This window comes from Microbacterium sp. GCS4, from assembly GCF_001262495.1.
In the GTDB taxonomy this organism is placed as follows: domain Bacteria; phylum Actinomycetota; class Actinomycetes; order Actinomycetales; family Microbacteriaceae; genus Microbacterium.
The window spans coordinates 259,274-276,387 of record NZ_LGYE01000004.1 but is presented as its reverse complement, the minus strand read 5'-3'; the positions used below and the strand labels follow the sequence as shown (position 1 = coordinate 276,387).

Annotated in this window: 18 protein-coding genes; 7 read left to right on the top strand and 11 right to left on the bottom strand. The window is 71.6% G+C overall.

Annotation, left to right across the window (positions count from 1 at the left end; genetic code table 11):
• Positions 1–100 precede the first annotated feature (100 nt).
• The 5 genes from AKH00_RS15320 to AKH00_RS15300 all read left to right on the top strand — a co-directional run bounded on the left by AKH00_RS15320 (position 101) and on the right by AKH00_RS15300 (position 5,096).
• A complete protein-coding gene (locus AKH00_RS15320) occupies positions 101–955 on the top strand; it encodes a hypothetical protein (protein ID WP_235556808.1) in 855 nt (284 codons plus the stop codon).
• Between the two features lie 122 nt (positions 956–1,077).
• The gene (locus tag AKH00_RS15315) at positions 1,078–1,302 is read left to right on the top strand and encodes an RNA-binding S4 domain-containing protein (protein ID WP_050723605.1); all 225 of its coding nucleotides are present in this window, start codon (positions 1,078–1,080) and stop codon (positions 1,300–1,302) included.
• 100 nt (positions 1,303–1,402) lie between these two features.
• Positions 1,403–3,208 (top strand): glycoside hydrolase family 15 protein, encoded by a 1,806-nt coding sequence (locus tag AKH00_RS15310; protein ID WP_050723604.1) that lies wholly within the window; start codon positions 1,403–1,405, stop codon positions 3,206–3,208.
• A gap of 58 nt (positions 3,209–3,266) precedes the next feature.
• Positions 3,267–4,163, top strand: a complete 897-nt coding sequence (locus tag AKH00_RS15305; protein WP_050723603.1) for an SDR family oxidoreductase — start codon at positions 3,267–3,269, stop codon at positions 4,161–4,163.
• 141 nt (positions 4,164–4,304) lie between these two features.
• Positions 4,305–5,096 (top strand): DNA/RNA non-specific endonuclease, encoded by a 792-nt coding sequence (locus tag AKH00_RS15300; RefSeq protein ID WP_050723602.1) that lies wholly within the window; start codon positions 4,305–4,307, stop codon positions 5,094–5,096.
• Between the two features lie 16 nt (positions 5,097–5,112).
• On the opposite strand, the gene AKH00_RS15295 is transcribed toward AKH00_RS15300, so the two are convergent.
• Positions 5,113–6,294 (bottom strand): sensor histidine kinase, encoded by a 1,182-nt coding sequence (locus tag AKH00_RS15295; protein WP_050723601.1) that lies wholly within the window; start codon positions 6,292–6,294, stop codon positions 5,113–5,115.
• A 263-nt stretch (positions 6,295–6,557) separates the two neighbouring features.
• On the opposite strand from AKH00_RS15295, the gene AKH00_RS15290 reads away from it, so the two are divergent.
• Positions 6,558–7,217: a response regulator gene (locus AKH00_RS15290; protein ID WP_050723600.1), complete on the top strand. Its 660-nt coding sequence runs from the start codon at positions 6,558–6,560 to the stop codon at positions 7,215–7,217.
• A gap of 6 nt (positions 7,218–7,223) precedes the next feature.
• Here AKH00_RS15290 and AKH00_RS15285 read toward each other — a convergent pair whose 3' ends face one another.
• The 10 genes from AKH00_RS15285 to AKH00_RS15240 all read right to left on the bottom strand — a co-directional run bounded on the left by AKH00_RS15285 (position 7,224) and on the right by AKH00_RS15240 (position 16,191).
• Positions 7,224–8,009: a hypothetical protein gene (locus tag AKH00_RS15285; RefSeq protein WP_050723599.1), complete on the bottom strand. Its 786-nt coding sequence runs from the start codon at positions 8,007–8,009 to the stop codon at positions 7,224–7,226.
• Positions 8,006–8,905, bottom strand: coding sequence for an ATP-binding cassette domain-containing protein (locus AKH00_RS15280; protein WP_050723598.1), 900 nt, complete (start codon positions 8,903–8,905; stop codon positions 8,006–8,008). The genes AKH00_RS15285 and AKH00_RS15280 overlap by 4 nt, the downstream gene beginning before the upstream one ends.
• A complete protein-coding gene (locus tag AKH00_RS15275) occupies positions 8,902–9,552 on the bottom strand; it encodes an ABC transporter ATP-binding protein (RefSeq protein WP_050723597.1) in 651 nt (216 codons plus the stop codon). The genes AKH00_RS15280 and AKH00_RS15275 overlap by 4 nt, the downstream gene beginning before the upstream one ends.
• Positions 9,501–10,988, bottom strand: coding sequence for a hypothetical protein (locus AKH00_RS15270; RefSeq protein WP_050723596.1), 1,488 nt, complete (start codon positions 10,986–10,988; stop codon positions 9,501–9,503). The genes AKH00_RS15275 and AKH00_RS15270 overlap by 52 nt, the downstream gene beginning before the upstream one ends.
• Positions 10,985–11,368 carry a hypothetical protein gene (locus tag AKH00_RS15265; protein WP_050723595.1) on the bottom strand — a complete coding sequence of 128 codons (384 nt, stop codon included), beginning with the start codon at positions 11,366–11,368 and terminating at the stop codon, positions 10,985–10,987. Before AKH00_RS15265 ends, AKH00_RS15270 begins: the two co-directional genes overlap by 4 nt.
• Before the next feature lie 45 nt (positions 11,369–11,413).
• Positions 11,414–12,016, bottom strand: coding sequence for a hypothetical protein (locus AKH00_RS15260; RefSeq protein WP_050723594.1), 603 nt, complete (start codon positions 12,014–12,016; stop codon positions 11,414–11,416).
• 1 nt (position 12,017) lies between these two features.
• Positions 12,018–12,602: a stage II sporulation protein M gene (locus tag AKH00_RS15255; protein WP_200903873.1), complete on the bottom strand. Its 585-nt coding sequence runs from the start codon at positions 12,600–12,602 to the stop codon at positions 12,018–12,020.
• Positions 12,595–12,879: an uberolysin/carnocyclin family circular bacteriocin gene (locus AKH00_RS15250; protein ID WP_050723593.1), complete on the bottom strand. Its 285-nt coding sequence runs from the start codon at positions 12,877–12,879 to the stop codon at positions 12,595–12,597. The genes AKH00_RS15255 and AKH00_RS15250 overlap by 8 nt, the downstream gene beginning before the upstream one ends.
• A 374-nt stretch (positions 12,880–13,253) precedes the next feature.
• Positions 13,254–14,504 carry a S1 family peptidase gene (locus AKH00_RS15245; protein WP_050723592.1) on the bottom strand — a complete coding sequence of 417 codons (1,251 nt, stop codon included), beginning with the start codon at positions 14,502–14,504 and terminating at the stop codon, positions 13,254–13,256.
• Positions 14,505–14,784: 280 nt separating this feature from the next.
• Positions 14,785–16,191, bottom strand: coding sequence for an aminotransferase-like domain-containing protein (locus tag AKH00_RS15240; protein WP_050723591.1), 1,407 nt, complete (start codon positions 16,189–16,191; stop codon positions 14,785–14,787).
• Between AKH00_RS15240 and AKH00_RS15235 the strand changes: the two genes are divergently transcribed.
• Complete coding sequence (locus AKH00_RS15235) at positions 16,190–17,110, top strand: DMT family transporter (protein WP_050723590.1); 921 nt, start codon at positions 16,190–16,192, stop codon at positions 17,108–17,110. The two genes, AKH00_RS15240 and AKH00_RS15235, sit on opposite strands and share 2 nt — an antisense overlap.
• Positions 17,111–17,114 lie beyond the last annotated feature (4 nt).

Genomic DNA, 17,114 nt, shown 5'->3' with positions numbered 1-17,114 from the left:
GAGGAGCGCAGCGACGAGAGGAAACGCGCGCTCCGCATCCTGAAGACGCCTTCAGGTCGTTTCAGGAACGCTTCAGCGCTCCCCGGGCACCATCGGAGACATGAACGACAAGAACCCCACCCCGGACGAGTCCTCGACCCCGGATGCGCCGACGGTTCCCGTCGCCCCGGCATCCGACCTCCCGACCCAGCCGCAGACGCCGATCGCCGAGCAGCCCGCTGCCGAGCAGCCCGCTGCCGAGCAGCCCGCTGCCGATGCGACGCCCGCTCCGGCCGCCGCTCCGAAGAAGACGGGCCTCACCCGTGGCCTGCTCATCGGCGGAGGCATCGCGGCCGCCGTGATCCTCGTCGGCGGCGGCATCGCCGTCGGCGCCGCGATCGCGGACGAGCACGACGACGACCGCGCGCCGTTCTCGGACGGCCCGCGCGACGACGACCAGGACCGCGGCGACCGCGGTCAGGGCCAGGATGACCGACCAGGGGACGGTCCTCGCGACGACGGCCCTGGCGGGCCCGGCGCCGGCGGGCCCGTCACCGGCATCGGCTCCGACTCCGCCGACGAGATCGTCGAGATCGCGAACGCCGCGCGAGGCGCAGCCGACGGCGAGGTCACCTCGATCGACGCCAAGCGCGACGGATCCTGGGAGGTCCAGCTCACCGGATCGACCGGAGGCGAGACCGAGGTCCGCGTCACGGCCGACGGCACCGCGACCGTGGTGTCCTCCGACGACGAGGACGACGACGACACCGCCCCGACCCACGTGCTCGACGAGGCGGCCATCCGCGCCCTCGTCGCAGCCGCGCTCGACGAGGCCGACGGGCTCCTCACCGACCTCGACGCCGACGACGACACCTCCAGCCCCTACGACGTCCGCGTCGTGACCGACGACCGGCGCTCGATCGAGATCGACTTCAGCGCCGACTTCGCCGTCGTCGGGACCGACACCGACGACTGACCGGATGCCGCGGCGCACCGCCGGGCATCCGTCCCCTCCCCCCGGGGAACCGTGCCGCCGACCACCCGAGGTCGGCGGCACGGTCGTGCGCGGCGCCGTCGCCCGCGACTACGCTGGCACTCATGGCCACCCCCGAACCGACCGACGTGTCCATCGGCGGCGAGATGATCCGCCTCGGACAGTTCCTGAAGTACTCCGGGCTGCTCGACTCCGGCGGCGACGCCAAGGAGGTCGTGATCGACGGATTCGTGAAGGTCAACGGCGAGGTCGATCGACGGCGAGGACGCCAGCTGCACGACGGCGACCTCGTGTCATTCGAGGGCCGCACGGTCCGCGTCCGGCCCTGACCGCGCAGAACCCCCTCTTCGGCACGCACGCGTGTAACCCACGCCCCGCCCTGCGCGCAAGGCGTTTGCGGGCTCACGGCGGCAGATCGACCATGGACGCATGCCCGCCGTCCACGCCGCCCGCCCGATCGAGTCGTACGCGCCGATCGGCGACGGACGCACGGTCGCGCTGATCGCCGACGACGGGCGCATCGACTGGTTGCCGCTGCCGGGCCTCACCGATCTGCCGGTGTTCGCGCGGCTGCTCGACGACACGACCGGCGGATGCCTGGAGCTGCGGCCCGACGGGGACTTCCGCAGCACCCGGCGCTATGTGCCGGACACGAACGTCCTCGAGACGACGTTCACGACCGACGACGGCTCCGTGCGCGTGACCGACGCGCTCGTGTCCGGCGTCGCCGGGCGGCTGCCCTGGGCCGAGCTCGCGCGGCGCATCGACGGACTCGAGGGCCGCGTGCGGATGCGGTGGCACGTGCAGCCCGGATCCTCCCTGCAGACCGCATCCCCCTGGCTCGAGCGCACGGAGCACGGCGAGATCATCCGCAGCGGCGAGACCGCGCTCGCTGTGGTCGGCTTCGAGCACGGCCCCGCGAAGGCCGACGGAGAGGGCCACTCGGGGCCGGTGCTCGACGGCTCGTTCACGACCTCGCCGGGTTCCCGGCACCTGATCGCCCTCGCGGCCACGCACGACGAGCCGCTGCACCTCCCCGACCCGCACAACGTCGACGACGGCATCGATCGCACGATCGCGAACTGGCAGCACTGGTCGCGCGTGTTCTCGTACGACGGACCGTGGCGCGACATGGTGCAGCGCAGCGCCCTCGCCCTGAAGCTGCTCATCCACAGCCCCTCCGGCGCGATCGCCGCCGCGGCGACCACATCGCTCCCCGAGAACCCCGCGGGCGGCAAGAACTGGGACTACCGGCACGCCTGGGTGCGCGACCTGGCGTACACCGCGCACGCGCTCGTGCGGTTCGGTCTGCGCGAGGAGACGCACGCCGCCCTGTCGTGGCTGCTGCGCACGATCCGCGCCCACGGCTCGGACCTGCACGTCATGTACACGCTCGACGGCGGACTCGTCCCCGAGCCCACCGAGTACGACGTCTCGGGCTGGCAGGGCATCGGCCCGGTCGTGACGGGCAACCCCGCCGGCGAGCAGCTGCAGCTGGGCGTCTACGGCGATCTGCTGGCGATCTGCCGCACGTACGTCGACGCCGGCAACGTGCTCGACGTCGAGACCGGGCGGATGCTGTCGCGCATCGCCGACCGCACGTGCGACGTGTGGCGCAACCCCGACTCGGGCATGTGGGAGCTGCCCGAGGAGCGTCACTACACCTCGTCGAAGATGGGGTGCTGGAAGGCGCTGGAGGACGCGATCGCCCTCGCCGAGGCGGACGCGATCCCGGGCAATGCCGAGCGCTGGCGCGCGGAGCGCGAGCGCATCCGCTCCTGGATCGACGAACACTGCTGGTCGGAGGCGCGCGGAGCCTACGTCTTCTACTCGGGAAGCGACGAGCTCGACGCATCCGTGCTGCTGCACGCGCCGAGCGGCTTCGATCGCGGCGAGCGCATGTCGTCGACGATCGACGCGCTGAGCGTCGAACTCGGCGTCGGCTCGCTGCTCTACCGCTACAGCGGGGTGTCGGCCGAGGAGAAGACGTTCGTCGCCTGCGCGTTCTGGCGGGTCGAGGCCCTCGCGTGCGTGGGTCGCCACGACGAGGCGATCGAGCGCATGGAGAAGCTGCTCACGCTCGCGAACGACGTCGGGATCTACGCCGAGATGATCGACGCCGACGACGGCTCCGCCTGGGGCAACACTCCGCAGGCGCTCAGCCATCTGGCGTTCCTGACCGCCGCGATGACCATGCGCGAGGTCATGCCCGACGACCTGCTGCCCGACAGCTGAGCACCCACAGACCGACCACTGACCACCCACAGACCGGAAAACAAGGAGAGGACACACCATGTCTCGTGACCAGTACACCTTCGTGAACCCCGCCGAGCTCTACGCCGACATCCAGCCCGAGAAGCAGCACATGCCCGAGCCGGGCCTCGACGCCGACCTCACGCCGAAGGCGGACCTCGGCGAGGACAGCTACCGCGGCTCCGGCCGCCTCGCCGGCCGCAAGGCCCTCATCACCGGCGGCGACTCCGGCATCGGCGCCGCCACCGCGATCGCGTTCGCCCGCGAGGGCGCTCACGTCGCCCTGTCGTACCTTCCCGAGGAGCAGAAGGACGCCGACCGGATCGCGGGCATCGCCAGGGAGGCGGGCGTGACCGTCGCGCAGATCCCCGGAGACCTGCGCGACGCCGAGTACTGCCGCACGCTGGTGGCGGAGGCGGTGGGCGCTCTCGGCGGACTCGACATCCTGGTGAACAACGGCGGCAAGCAGATCTACCAGGAGTCGCTGACCGACATCACCGACGAGCAGTTCGACGACACGTTCAAGACCAACGTGTACGCGATGTTCTGGATCACGAAGGCCGCGCTGCCGCACCTGGCCCCCGGGTCGACCATCATCAACACGACGTCGATCCAGGCGTACTCGCCGTCCGGCATCCTGGTCGACTACGCGTCGACGAAGGCGACGATCAACGCCTTCACGAAGGGACTGGCCGACCAGCTCGCTCCGAAGGGGATCCGCGTGAACGCGGTCGCTCCAGGACCGATCTGGACCCCGCTGCAGCCGAGCGACGGACAGCCTCAGGAGAAGATCGACCAGTTCGGCGAGGAGACGCCGCTGGGCCGCATGGGACAGCCCGCCGAGCTCGCCCCCGCCTACGTGTTCCTGGCATCCGCGGAGTCGAGCTACGTCGCGGGCGAGACGCTCAACGTCAACGGCGGCATGCCGACTCCCTGAGTCGTCGCCGGCTCTCGACGCCCCGGCTGAGTTGCGACGCCCCTGCTCGTTCACGTGAACGAGCAGGGGCGTCGTCGTCCAGCGGGGGCGTCGGCATCAGTGTCGCGGATGCATGTCGGCGGGACGCGGCAGGATGGGGCCATGGCCGCCGACGGATACGACCTCGACTTCCTGCCCACCCCCGTGCCGCTCCCCCTGCCGTCGCAGGCGGTGCGGGAGCTGACCTATCCGCGCTTCACCGTGCTGCTCGATCCCGCACGTCGACTCGCGGCCGTCACCGGCGTCAACATCGACGGCGGGATGCTGCGCGAGGTGCCCCGCACGGGCGACTGGCGGCTCGACCCCCGCGTCGACGAGGACCAGCAGGCCGGCGCCGCCGTGTACGCCCGCAACGACCTCGACCGAGGGCACCTCGTGCGACGCCGCGACCCCGGATGGGGCGATGCGGCTGAGGCCCGCGCCGCCACGGAGGCGACGTTCTACTACCCGAACGCCGCGCCCCAGGCAGCCGGCTTCAATCAGTCGAAGGAGCTGTGGCTCGGGCTCGAGGATCATGTGATCGCGTACGCCGAGTCGACGGATCAGCGGGTATCGGTCTTCACCGCGCCCGTTCTCGGCGACGAGGATCCGCCATATCGCGGCATCCGCGTCCCGCTCCGGTTCTGGAAGGTCGCGGCCTGGGAGGGCCCGGACGGTCTGGCCTCCGCCGCCTTCCTGCTCGACCAGTCGGACCTGATCGACCTCGCCGACGGTCTGCGCGCCGCACCGCCGCTGGGCGGATTCCGCACCTTCCAGGTCCCGGTGGCCGAGGTGGGAGAGCTCGCCCGCATCGACCTCGGCGTGCTCGAAGGCGCCGATGTGCTCCCGCGGCGCACCACGGTCCGGCCCGTGGCACGGGTGCCGCTCACGACCACCGGCGACATCGTTCTCTGACACCGCCCGAGCGGGGTCACTCCGCCGGCAGGGTCGGCACGGCGATCCGTCGCGGCACGCGCACCTCCAGGCTCCAGCGTCCGCTCCGGTCGCCGACCTCGAGCTCACCGCCGAGGCTCCGCACCCGCTCCGCCATGCGCACCATGCCGTAGCCGCCGGGAGGGAGCCGATGGCGGTCGCCCTCGCCCAGGTCGTTGACCATCCGCAGTCCCACGAAATCCCGCTCGCTCGTGAAGCTGAGCTCGGCACGGCCGGGGCTCGCATGCTTCAGCGCGTTGGTCCCGGCCTCCCGGACGATGCGCGCGAGCGCCGTCGTGACCGGACGCGGAAGCTCCTCCGCCGTCAGATCGGCGCCCCGCAGCGCGACCACCCACCCCGCAGCGGTGAGCTCGTCCACCGCCTCGGACACCGCGGATCCCAGATCGCCGATCACGACGTTCTCGTCCCCGGGGAGCACGTCCATCTGCCCCAGCATCCATCGCAGATCGGCGAGCGCCTTGCGCGCGGCGGCCGAGATCGCCTCCTGCGACTGCCGCTGCGCGTCGGGCTCGGTAGAGCGCTCGAGCACGCTCGCGTGCATCGCGATGATCGTGAGGTCGTGCGCGAGGATGTCGTGCAGCTCGTCGGCGATCCGCTGCCGTTCCGCGTGCGCCGCCGCCTCCTCCTGCTCCGCACGCTCGGCGAGCTCCCGGGCCGTGCGCTTCTCGGACGTGATCGCCCAGCGCTGCAGAGCGCCCACGCCGATCGCGACGCCCGCGATGATCACGATCACGATCGTGCCACCGAGACCCAGGTCGCGCTGCGTGGACGCGGCCACCAGCAGCAGGACCATGTAGACCGCGGCGTAGCCGGCGACGATCGCCCGCGTGCAGCTGCGCGCGACGAGCCCCGCGGCCAGCGCACCCGCGAGCAGGGCCTGCGGAACGACGTCCAGCGGGAACGACAGCCCCACGGCGATCGGCAGCACGATCGCGCCGATCCGCGGCGTCCACAGGAACAGCGCGAACGCCGCGATGAGCACCATCTCGAAGGCGTCGCTGCCGAGGTTCGGCGCGGCCGACGGCAGGAGCACGTCGACGATCAGACCGATCACGATCAGGGCGCCGAGCACCCCGCGCTCGACCCTCGACAGCGGCGAGGATCCGACGAACAGGTCACCGACGCGGGGTGCGGTCAGCCGCCGTCCCGGGGTGCTCATGTGCCGTACGTCTCCTGACGCTCTCGCCGAGCGTCCAGGTTACCCCTGACAGATGCGGAGCAGCTTGCACAGCTCGGTGAACGGTCCCGCCAGCAGTCCCAGTCGAATTCCCATGTCCCCCATCCCTCCTGCGCCCGACTTTCGGGCGCAGGAAAGATTGTCCGTGCAGGCCGTCGCGCGTGGACACCGCCGATTGTCCGGAATCGGACCGGCCGTTCGTCCGGTCGGCCTGCGTGTTTCCGCACGATGCGTAGGCTGGTGATATGGAGACGGTTCGCGTGCTGATCGCCGACGACGAGACCCTCGTGCGCCGCGCGCTCTCCGTGTTCATCGAGGGCGAGGCGGGGATGACCGTCGTCGCCGTCGCGGCGGACGGCGCAGAGGCGGTCGCGATGGCCGCGGAGATCCACCCCGACGTCGTGCTGATGGACCTGCAGATGCCCCGCATGGGCGGTATCGAGGCGATCCGCCGCATCACCGCCGATCTGCCGGGTGCCCGCGTGATCGCCCTCACCACCTTCGGCACCATGGAGCCCGTGCTCGCCGCGCTGAACGCGGGTGCATCCGGATACCTCCTCAAGGACACCGACCCCGAGGACATCATCTCCGCGATCCGCGAGATCCACGCGGGCGGCGGCGTGCTGTCGCCGCGCGTCACGGAACGTCTGCTCTCCTCGATCCGCGAGGGCGTGGGCGCGGGGGCGGCGGCGATCACGCTCCCCGAGCTGAGCGACCGCGAGAGCGAGGTGCTGACGGAGCTCGCCCACGGCAGGTCGAACATCGAGATCGCCGCGGCCCTGCACCTCTCCCCGGGCACGATCAAGGGCTATCTCAGCTCCATCATGGCGAAGTGGGATGCTCGGGATCGCGTGCAGGTGCTGGTCCTGGCCGCGCGGGCCGGGTTGATCAGCTTCGCCCTCTGAACACGCTCAGAGGAGCGGCCGGTTGCGGAATCCCGCCCAGGCCCACGCGGTCAGCACGACCGTGAGTCCGAGGAGCGCGATCGACGCCGTCACCGGGGTCGCGCTGAGCAGATCCGGCTCGTTGGCCGCCGACCCTGCCGAGAGCGAGTGCACCATGGCATTGGCGGCCGCGACCGGGAGGTACTCGGCGACCTCCGCCAGACGCCCCGTCGCGAGGACCGCGAACCTCGCCGCGGGCTCGACGATCAGGATCCAGCCGAAGGCGATCGCCGCCGCCGCTCCGGCCGACCTCGTCAGGATGGCCAGCGCGGCTCCGATGATCGCGAAGCACGTCTGCGCGATCACGAACATGCCCGCGACCCGCCACAGGACCTGACCGTCGACCTCGGCGCCGGTCGGCAGCACGAGAGACGCCGCCCCCAGCGACAGCAGCGCGGTCGCCGCAGCCGTGCCCGCCGCGACGACCCCGATCACCGCGATCCGAGCGCCGAACAGACGACCGCGACGCGGGAAGAGCACCATCGTCGTGCCCGATGCCCCACGACGCAGGTCGCGGGAGGCGAGGAGGATGCCGAGCAGCACCGACACCGAGACCGCGAACGGCCCCCGTGTCATGGCGACCGTCACGGACGAGGTCACGGACTGCAGGAACGCCTCCGGGGAGGTCGAATCCCGTGTCATGGCGACGACCGCGGCGGCCATCCCCGCGCCGGTGACGAGCGCGATGCCGACGAGCACCCACAGGATGCGCATGGCGCTCACACGCAGCGCCTCGAATCGGACCTCGGTCATGGCCTGCCTCCGTTCGCGGGCGCGGTGAGGTCGAGGTAGACCTCCTCGAGCGTGGGGGTCATCTCCTCGAGCCGGGTGACGACGAGCCGACGTCGGCACGCCGCCTCGCCGATCACGCGCCTGCCGACGCCGCGCACGACGAGCTCGGTCGCCGTGCGTATCGTCACCTCGACGGCGCCCGCGCGCCGCAGCTCCTCCGCGAGCGTCACGGGCTCGTCGCACTCCACGAGCACATGGCTCATGACGGACGTCGCGAGGAACTCCTCGATCGGGGCGTCGGCGACGAGTCGTCCGGCATCCAGCACCACGACCCTGTCGACCAGGCGCTGCAGGTGCGCGAGGTGGTGCGAGGTGATGAGGACGGACCCGCCGCCGTCCGCGAACCGGCGGATCCGGTCGAGCATGACGGGCACCGCATGCGCGTCGACGCCGTTGAGGGGCTCGTCGAGCACGAGGGTGCGCGGGCCGCCGAGCAGCGCGCCCGCGAACGCCACGCGCTGCGTCTGGCCGAGCGACAGCGCGCCGATCCTCCGCGCAGCGATGTCGCCGAGACCGTGTTCTGCGATCGTCTCGTCGACCGCGGAGCGCGGTGCGCGGCGCGCCACCCGGATGAGCTGCAGGTACCGGCGAACGGTCCACGCCCGATCCAGGCCGCCGTCGTCGACGATGCTGCCGAGAGTCTCCCCCAACGGCTGCCGGGGCGCGGGGCGATCGTCGACCAGCACGTCGCCGCCCCCGCGGATCAGACCGAGCAGCAGTCGCAGGGTGGTCGACTTGCCCGACCCGTTGGGTCCGAGCAGGCACACGATCTCGCCGGAGCGCACGGCGAAGGACACGTCGGCGACACCGCCCCCACCGGGGAAGCGGTAGTCGGCGCCACGGAGCTCGATGCTCATCGGACCCTCTCCACGCCCGCGTCGAGCGACAGCGTCTCGTCGATCCGCAGCCCGGGAGGCACGGCGTGCGAGACGACGACGAGGAGGGCCTCCTCGGCCCAGCCGTTCATCTCCCCCACCATCCGCTCCGCCGACTCCGCGTCCACACCGTTGAAGGGCTCGTCGAGGAGTCCGACCGCGAAGCGTCCCGTCGTGCACATGAGGTACCACAGTCGCCGCGCCGTGCCAGTCGAGAGCGCCGAGGTGCGGGTGCCGAACCAGCGGTCGATGCCGTAGGCCCGTGCCCGCTCCAGGGGCTCGTCGCGGGTGACGCCGGCGAGGTCGGCCGCGAGCGCGAGATGGTCGAGCACGCTGAGGTGCGGATGCAGCGCCGGGGCCGCGCGGCAGACGCGCCGCTGCGCGCGCACCGCCGGGTGGTGGGCCTCCTGCCCGTCGACGCGGATGCTGCCGGCGAACGGTCGCAGATAGCCGGATGCGGCTTCGATCAGCGTCGACTTGCCCGATCCGTTCGGGGCGTCGAGCCGGACGATGCCCGGTCCGGCGAGCGAGAACGTGAGATCGCTGACCACCGGACGGTCGGGCGCGTACCCGACCGTCAGACCAGCGGCCTCGAGGGAAGGGCGAGAACGCGACGTCTCGTCACCCATGCGGCACCTCCCAGGGAGAGAACGGATGAGGCGACGCCGAGTGCGGCGACACCGGCGGCGGATGCCGCGAGGACGACGACCGCGAGCGCCGCGGACGTGATGACGCAGAAGACCCCGGCCGAGAGCGACGAGGGACTCGAGCCGTCGGCGCGCGGCGGCTCCGCGGGGACGATCGCGGCAGCGACCCAGGCGGCCGCGAGCGCCGAGAGCATCACGCCCACCGGCACGGTCGGGCTTCCGCCGAACGCGGCCGCGGCGATCGCGAGCGGCGCCGTGAGTCCCAGGCCGATGACGACGGCGACGAGCACGGGGGCGGCGGCCAGCGTCCAGGAGGATGCTCCGGCCTCCCAGCTCGCCCGCCAGCGGGGTGCGAGTGCCGCGGGGCCGATCCACCGGCTCAGCATCTCGGCGACCGTGAGGCCGAGCACGAAAGAGAGGACGCCCGACAACCGATCGATCGCCACCTCCGGCAGCTGCCATCCCGCCGCGGCGATCGTGGTCAGCTGAACCTCGGCCGCGGCGGTGCCACCCGCCCAGACGACGAACGCGAGACGGGAGAGCGCCGTCGCCCGCGGGAGCGGGGAGAGGTCGCTCAGCACGACCCCGATCCACACCCCCGCTGCCGAGCCCCGCAGGAGGCGCGACCGCGTCACGCGCGCCTCCTCCGACCGCACCGCGACGAAGTCGGAGCGGCCGACCGCGCGGAGCGCAGCAGCGGCGACGACGGCCGAGACCACGGCGCACGCCACGACGACCGACGCCACAGCGGTCCAGGATGCCGGCGCGACGGCATCCGTCGGGGCGATCGCCGTCGCGGCCGCGAGCCGCACCGCCGCCACGATCACGAGCCCCGCGACGACTCCGGCCGGGACTGCGACGAGCGTGCGCGGCCGCGCATGCGGATTCGCCCAGGCGGCGGTGGAGGCCGTGATCGCGAGCACCCCTCCGAGCACCGCCGCCGGCATCGCCGCGAGTGCGATGACCTCGGCGGTCGACGCCCCGGCCACGATCACCCGCGCCGCGACCCCGCTCGCGATTCCGCACACGAGTGCCCCCGTCGTCAGGAGGCGATCACGGCACTCCGCGAGGACGACGGCCCGGCGCGGGATGTCCATCGCGACGAAGAACCCGGCCAGCGGATGGTCCACGAGCTGCAGGCGGCGGGCCGTGAGGGACTCGCGCACCGCATGGAGGATGACGACGTAGGCGCCGATCGCGAGCGCGCCGATCACGACGACGCTCGGCCCGGTTGCGGGAAGCGCAGCGCTCACGGCATCCACGGCGATCGCCGACGCCACTCCCGACCCGCACAGGAGCAGCACCGCGCCGAACGCCTTCGCGACGCGGAACCCCGGGAGCGTGAGCCGCCATCCGAGGCCGTCCAGTGTGGTGGCGTCCTGGATGCTCCGAGCCACCCCTGCGGCGGTCGCGCTCACAGGCGGTCCTTCGTCACCGCCGCGCCCGCCTCTGTGCGGAGCATCAGGGCCATGGTCGCGAAGGCGATCGCGACGATCACCGCGGGCAGGTAGATCAGGAATCCGGGCTCGAGCGCCGCGGCACCCCAGCTCACCGCTACGGCGATCGCCGCCAGCAGGAAGGCGACCATGTCGAAGCCGAACCGCGGAGCGGACTGTGCGGCCACGACGGCGAGAAGCGCTGCGGCGAGCACCGCGGTCGCGATCACCACGATCGCCCCCGTGTCGAGCGCGCCGGACGTATCGAGGTCGCGCAGGACGGTGAGAAGCGCGTAGACCGCGAGCACCGCGATCAGGAGGGACGCGACGATGCGTCGCGACGAAGCGTAGAGGGTCTGCATGGGGGCTCCTGTGGTCGGGTGAGAGGGGCGGGTCAGAGGGGCGGGTCAGAGGAGGAACGAGATGGCGGCGACGACGACGAGCACCGCCACCAGGAGGATGCGACCGCGCAGTCCGCGGTCGCGGAGAGCGGGGCGCGTGCACGCCCACACCGACACGACCGCGACCAGCACCACGAGCCAGACGACGAGGAACGGCGAGTCCTTGGGCGCGGTGAGCCCGAAGGCGAGGGCCGTGAGCTGCACCGGCAGCGTCGCGGCGATCCCCACCATCACGGCGGGGCCGAGCGCGGGGCGCCGCCCCTTGCGGTCGGCGCGGCGGCCGGTCGGGACCATGACGCCGGCGAGGAGCTTCTCGTCGACCGTCGCGCACAGGAACAGGTAGATGATCTGGAACACCGCCGAGATCACCACGGCGAGCATCACCCCCATGCGCACCGCGAGCTCAGCGAGCGCGGGGTCGTCCAGACCGGCGGCGAGGTCGCGCACCTGGTCGTCGGCCGTGATGCGTTCGAGCAGCTGGCCGCTGAGACGGACGACCATCACGACGACGGTCGCGAGCACCGCCGCCCAGAGGATGAGCCGATCGGTCCTGCGGGGGGCCGCGGCGACGGCATCCGTCCGTGGAGCGGTGGAGAGCGGTGCGCTCATGTCAGATCCTTCGTGAGCTGATGATGGCGGTCTCGACGCCCGCCCCGACGACGATGAGGACGAGGGCGATCGCGAGGAGGAGAAGGGAGCCGGGCAGGGGTGCCAGGTAGCGGGCGAGCGGTCGCAGCTCACCGAGGCGCCGCGACGGGAAGAGCAGGGCGGATGCGGGGACCAGCCCCGCCGCCGCCGCGAGGAGCAGCGCGGGGAGCTCGATGATCGCGTACCCGATCACGGAGGCGAGGGCGGCGGCGAGTCCGATCTCCGTGGCCGCTGCCGCCGTGCTGGCCCCCACGAGGAAACCGAGGAAGGCGATCCCGATGAGCGAGCCGAGACCCGCCGTCAGGACCCCCGCGAACAGGCCGAGCGCCACAGCGGCGTTGCGCAGCAGGATCGCGAGGAACAGCGGCGTGTCCGGATCGCCGAGCGGAGCCGCGAGCGACCCGCCGCCGCCGGCGACCCGGCCCGACAGCGTCGAGTACGAGATCAGCACGGCGGCGACGAAGAGGACGAGGACGACCGCGAAGGCGATGCCGAGGCTGCGCACATCGAGTCGCCCCCGTCCGCTCATGACGGAGTCGTCAGGCAATCGCAGCCTTCTCGCCCCACTTGGTGATCGCCCAGCGCGCCGTTGCGACGACCGCGCCCGCGATGCCGCCCGAGACGAGCGCCAGGGCGATCGCGAGCACAGCGCCGCCGACCGAGATCGCGTTCACGATCTGGGTGGCCACGGCGGACGAGAGCCCGAACATGCCGGCGATGTACGCGGCGCTGAGCCCCGCGAGGACGATTCCGGCCGCCGCGACGATCGCGGCGACGGCGACGGTGCCGCGCGACGTCCGCGACTCTGCAAGTGAACTCTGCATGATCTCTTCTTCCTGTTGGGCCCGAGGGCTGTCGTTCGAGCCCATGTGCTCGAACGACAGCAGGTTCCCATCGGCGGAGATCGGGTCGGTAGGCCGATTGTCCGGTCCCGGTCGGCAAGACGTCCGGGCGGCACCGGGCCTGACATCGGAGGACCCGGGACTTGCGCCGCGCACCGCGTGGTGTCACGCTTGCGGAGCGGTCATTCGCGCTGCGATGCGGATGCCTGCGGCGTCGTCCCTATGACGACGCCAGGCGGGGCGCCCTTTCCGCCGCCTCCCCCGTGGTGGGGGCGTCCCGCCTGCCGCACGCTTTCGACAGTTCCGCCCCCGGGCGCAGGGCGCACCCGGGGGCGGAACCGTGTCGAGGTGATCGGCTACTGGAAGACGACCGCGTCGGAGACGTCGAACCCTCGCTCCACGCTCAGCGTGTAGGCGGCCGTTCCGGCATCCGGTGCCGGGAACGACCAGGTGCCGTCCGCGGCGATCGGGATCTCCGTGATGACGCCGGCCTGGTCGACGATGAGCGTCGCTCCCGGCTCGCCCGTTCCGGAGACCTGATCGGCCTCTGCGGCCTGCGCCGAGGTCGATGTCACGGCCGGGGCGGCCACGGCGAGCTGCAGCGTGTACCCGCCGGTGACGGCGAGACCCGCCTTCAGATCCGCGGCGAACGAGGTGCCGCCACCGCCGCCCGACAGGACGCCCAGGGCGGTCGTGCCGCGCATGAAGGGTCCGCCCGAGTCCCCGGGGAGCGAGACCGCGTCGGTGCGGAAGCCGTAGACCCAGTGGCATCCGGTCGGCACCGGGGTGACCTGCTCGCACACCTTGGTCCAGGATTTGACCTCGAGCACCGTGCCGCTGTGCATGCCGGACGTGCGACCGGAGCGCACGATGGAGTCGCCCACGCGGGCCTCGCCGACCGCCGTGACCGGGATCGTCGACGCGGAGAGGTCGCCGCTGGCCTCGGTGGTCCAGTCGGTCACGGCGGGCCGCAGGCGGAGCGCCGAGTTGGTGACGTTGATCGCGGCCACGTCGACGCTGGTCACGTCGCCGTTCGCGCCGGCCGTGCCGCCGGGTCCGCCCCACTGCGAGAAGGCGAACGTGCCGACGCTGCGTCCCGCGGCATCAGACCAGAACGCGGCGCCCGGACTGGAGTTCGGGTAGTACGCGGCATCGTCGCGCTGCGGCTGGGTGCGGTCGACCCGCTGACCGGCCGTACCGCAGTGCCCCGCGGTGATGATGGCCGGCGTGCCCGACGGCGACCAGGCGCTGAACCCGAAGGAGCACACGCTCGCACCGTCGATCGCGTAGCCCGCGCCCCCGACGATGTCGTTCGCCGCGAGCGCCTGGATCGGCTGGTCGTCGATCACGACCAGGTTCTCGTACGCGTCGAGCTCCGCCTGCGCGGCGGCGTCGAGCTGAGCGAGATCGGCGCGGACCACGACGTTGCCGGCTCCGTCCTGCGCGATGCTGTTGATCGCGTCATCCGTCGCGATCACCTCATCGACGAACTCCTCGTAGCCGGAGTCGTCGAGCGGTGCGGACTGCGTCGACACCTCCTCTGCGAACGCCGGAGCGCCGACGAACGCCGTCGCCCCGAGCGCCAGCACGATCGCAGCGGATGCCACGCAGCCCCTCGATCGCGCCGTCCTGCTGTTCCCTCTCCACGAAAGATGCACACTTCCTCCTCAGATATGAGCTTTCGCCAGTCCGAGGTCGCGACTCTGCGGCCTCGGACGATGCCTTGGCATCGGGGCCACCGTAAGTTTTTGGACGGAGTCTGAAAAGGGAACGCGCAGAGAACGGGAGAAGTTCCGGACATACGTCCGGTGGCTGCAAGGGGGAACGATCCCAGCGAGTCGATCTTTCCGGGGGGCTCATGCTGCCCGCGGCGGACGCGGCAATGCGTCAGGAGATCGAGAGCACTTCTTCGAGGATCCGGGCTGCTTCGGGGAATCGGGAGGGGTTCTCTCCGGAGTAATTGAGTCGGAGGTAAGGACCAGGGGATTCGGCCGGGAACCATTCGGCGCCCGGGGCGACGATCAACCCGCGGGTCTCGCAGGCGCTCGCGATCGCGGCGGGGCTCCTGCCATCGGGGAGGCGCACCCACAGGTTGAGGCCTCCGACGGGCACGGTGTCGAGATGCACGGATGGTGTGTGCTCGCGGAGGCTGGACGCGAGGAGGTCTCGCCGGTCTCGGAGGTGATCGCGGAAACTTCGTAGGTGGGTGCGCCAGGCGGGTTGGGTGACGACGTCGAGTGCAGCGGCTTGGAGGAGCCCGCTGACATACATGGACTCGGCGGCGCGATCCGCGAGGATGCGGTCGCGTGCGGGTCCGCGGGCGATGACTGCCGCGACGCGGATCGCCGGTGAGACGCTCTTGGTGAGCGAACGGAGATAGATGACGTGGCCGTCGTCGTCGTAGGCGGCGACAGGGTGAGGGTCGGCATCGATGCCGAGGTCGTGCGCCCAGTCATCCTCGATGAGGAACGCACCATGCTGGCGCACCGTCTCGAGGACCGCCCGGCCGGTGGATGGTGCCCAGGACACGCCCGTGGGGTTGGCGAAGGTGGGTTGTGCGTAGAACGCTCGGGCGCCGGTCCGTGCAAAAGCGCGGTCGACCTCGACAGGGTCTGGTCCGTGCGCGCCCGCGGGTATGGGCACGAGGGTGACGCCGGCTTGGTGGGCTGCGAGGATCGCGCCCCAGTAGGTCGGTGATTCGATGAGCAGCGGCCGACCGGCGCCGACGACTGCGCGGAAGATGGAACTCAGTCCGCTCTGGCTCCCTGAGATGATCAGCGCGTCCCGGGGGTTCGCTGACGCGACTCCCGCGGGTGCGGTGGAGGCGAGCTCAGCCGCGAACCAGGCTTGCAGGTCAGGCGCGCCGGCGGCGGGGGATCGCATCATGGCGGCCTCGGTCTTCGCGACTCGAGTCAGCGCGGTACGCACGAGGCGCTCGGGAAGCAGCTCTCGTGCGGGGTATCCCGAGTGGAGCCCGATCGCGTCGGGGGCTCCGGAGCGCTGTGTCGACGAGAGTGCGTGGCCGCGAGACTGCGGGGTGCCGAGCGGCGCGGTCTGCCAGCCGTAGTCCGCCGGCCGGACCGCTCGGGTGCCGCGCACGAACGTTCCCACGCCTGGCCGGGACTCGACGAGGCCGAGACCGATGAGTCGGCGCATGGCCTTCTGCACCGTGACGGGGCTCGCGCCGTACTCCGTCATGAGTGCACGGTTGGACGGGACTCGCGTGCCCGGGGATGCTGCTGCGATCCACGACCGCAGTCCGGCGACGATTCGATCACTGCTATCCTGGGTCATGTCAGAACAGAGTAGCGTTACTCACCCGCGTGCGAAAGTGCTACCCGGTCATCCGGGGTTGTGGTGGGGGCTGCTCGGGACCTTCGCCTTCTCGTTCACTGTCCCGCTCACGCGAGTGGCGGTCGGAGGACTCTCTCCTCTCCTCATCGGGTCGGGCCGCTCGGTCGTCGCCGCCACTCTCGCCGTGATCGCGTTGAGCGCCACCCGGCAGCGCTGGCCATCGGTCGCGCACTGGGTGCGGCTCGCCGTCGTGTCGGGCGGAGTCGTCGTCGGATTCCCTCTGCTCACGACCTTCGCCCTGACGACCGCGCCCGCCAGTCACGGGGCAGTGGTGATCGGGCTGCTTCCGGCCGCCACGGCGGTGATGGTAGCGATCCGAGGCAAGGAGCGGCCGGGTCGTTCGTTCTGGGTGTTCGCCGGGCTCGGCACGGGTGCCGCAGTCACATTCGCGGCCTTGCAGAACGGGGGCCTCGGTGAACTGCACCAGTCTGACCTCCTCTTGTTCGGCGCGGTGGTCGCGGCGGCGGTCGGGTATGCCGAGGGTGGTCTGCTCGCTCGGGAGCTCGGCTCCTGGCAGACGGTGTCATGGGCTCTGCTTGTCGCGGCCCCGCTGATGATCGTGTTGACGATCATCTCGGTCGCACAGCAGCCGCCTTCTGCGACTCCGGTGGAGTGGCTCGCGTTCGCGTATCTCGCGGTGGTGAGCATGTTCCTCGCGTTCTTCGCCTGGTACCGAGGGCTCGCGATCGGCCCGATGGCGCAGGTCAGCCAGGTCCAGCTCGTGCAGCCCGTGTTGAGCATCCTGTGGGCAGCTCTCCTGCTGCACGAGCGGATCGGGTGGGCGACCCTTCTCGGCGGGGTGGCGGTGATCGCCTGCGCGGGGCTGGCCGTGCGCTCCCGCCTCAGTCAGTCGATGTGATCCG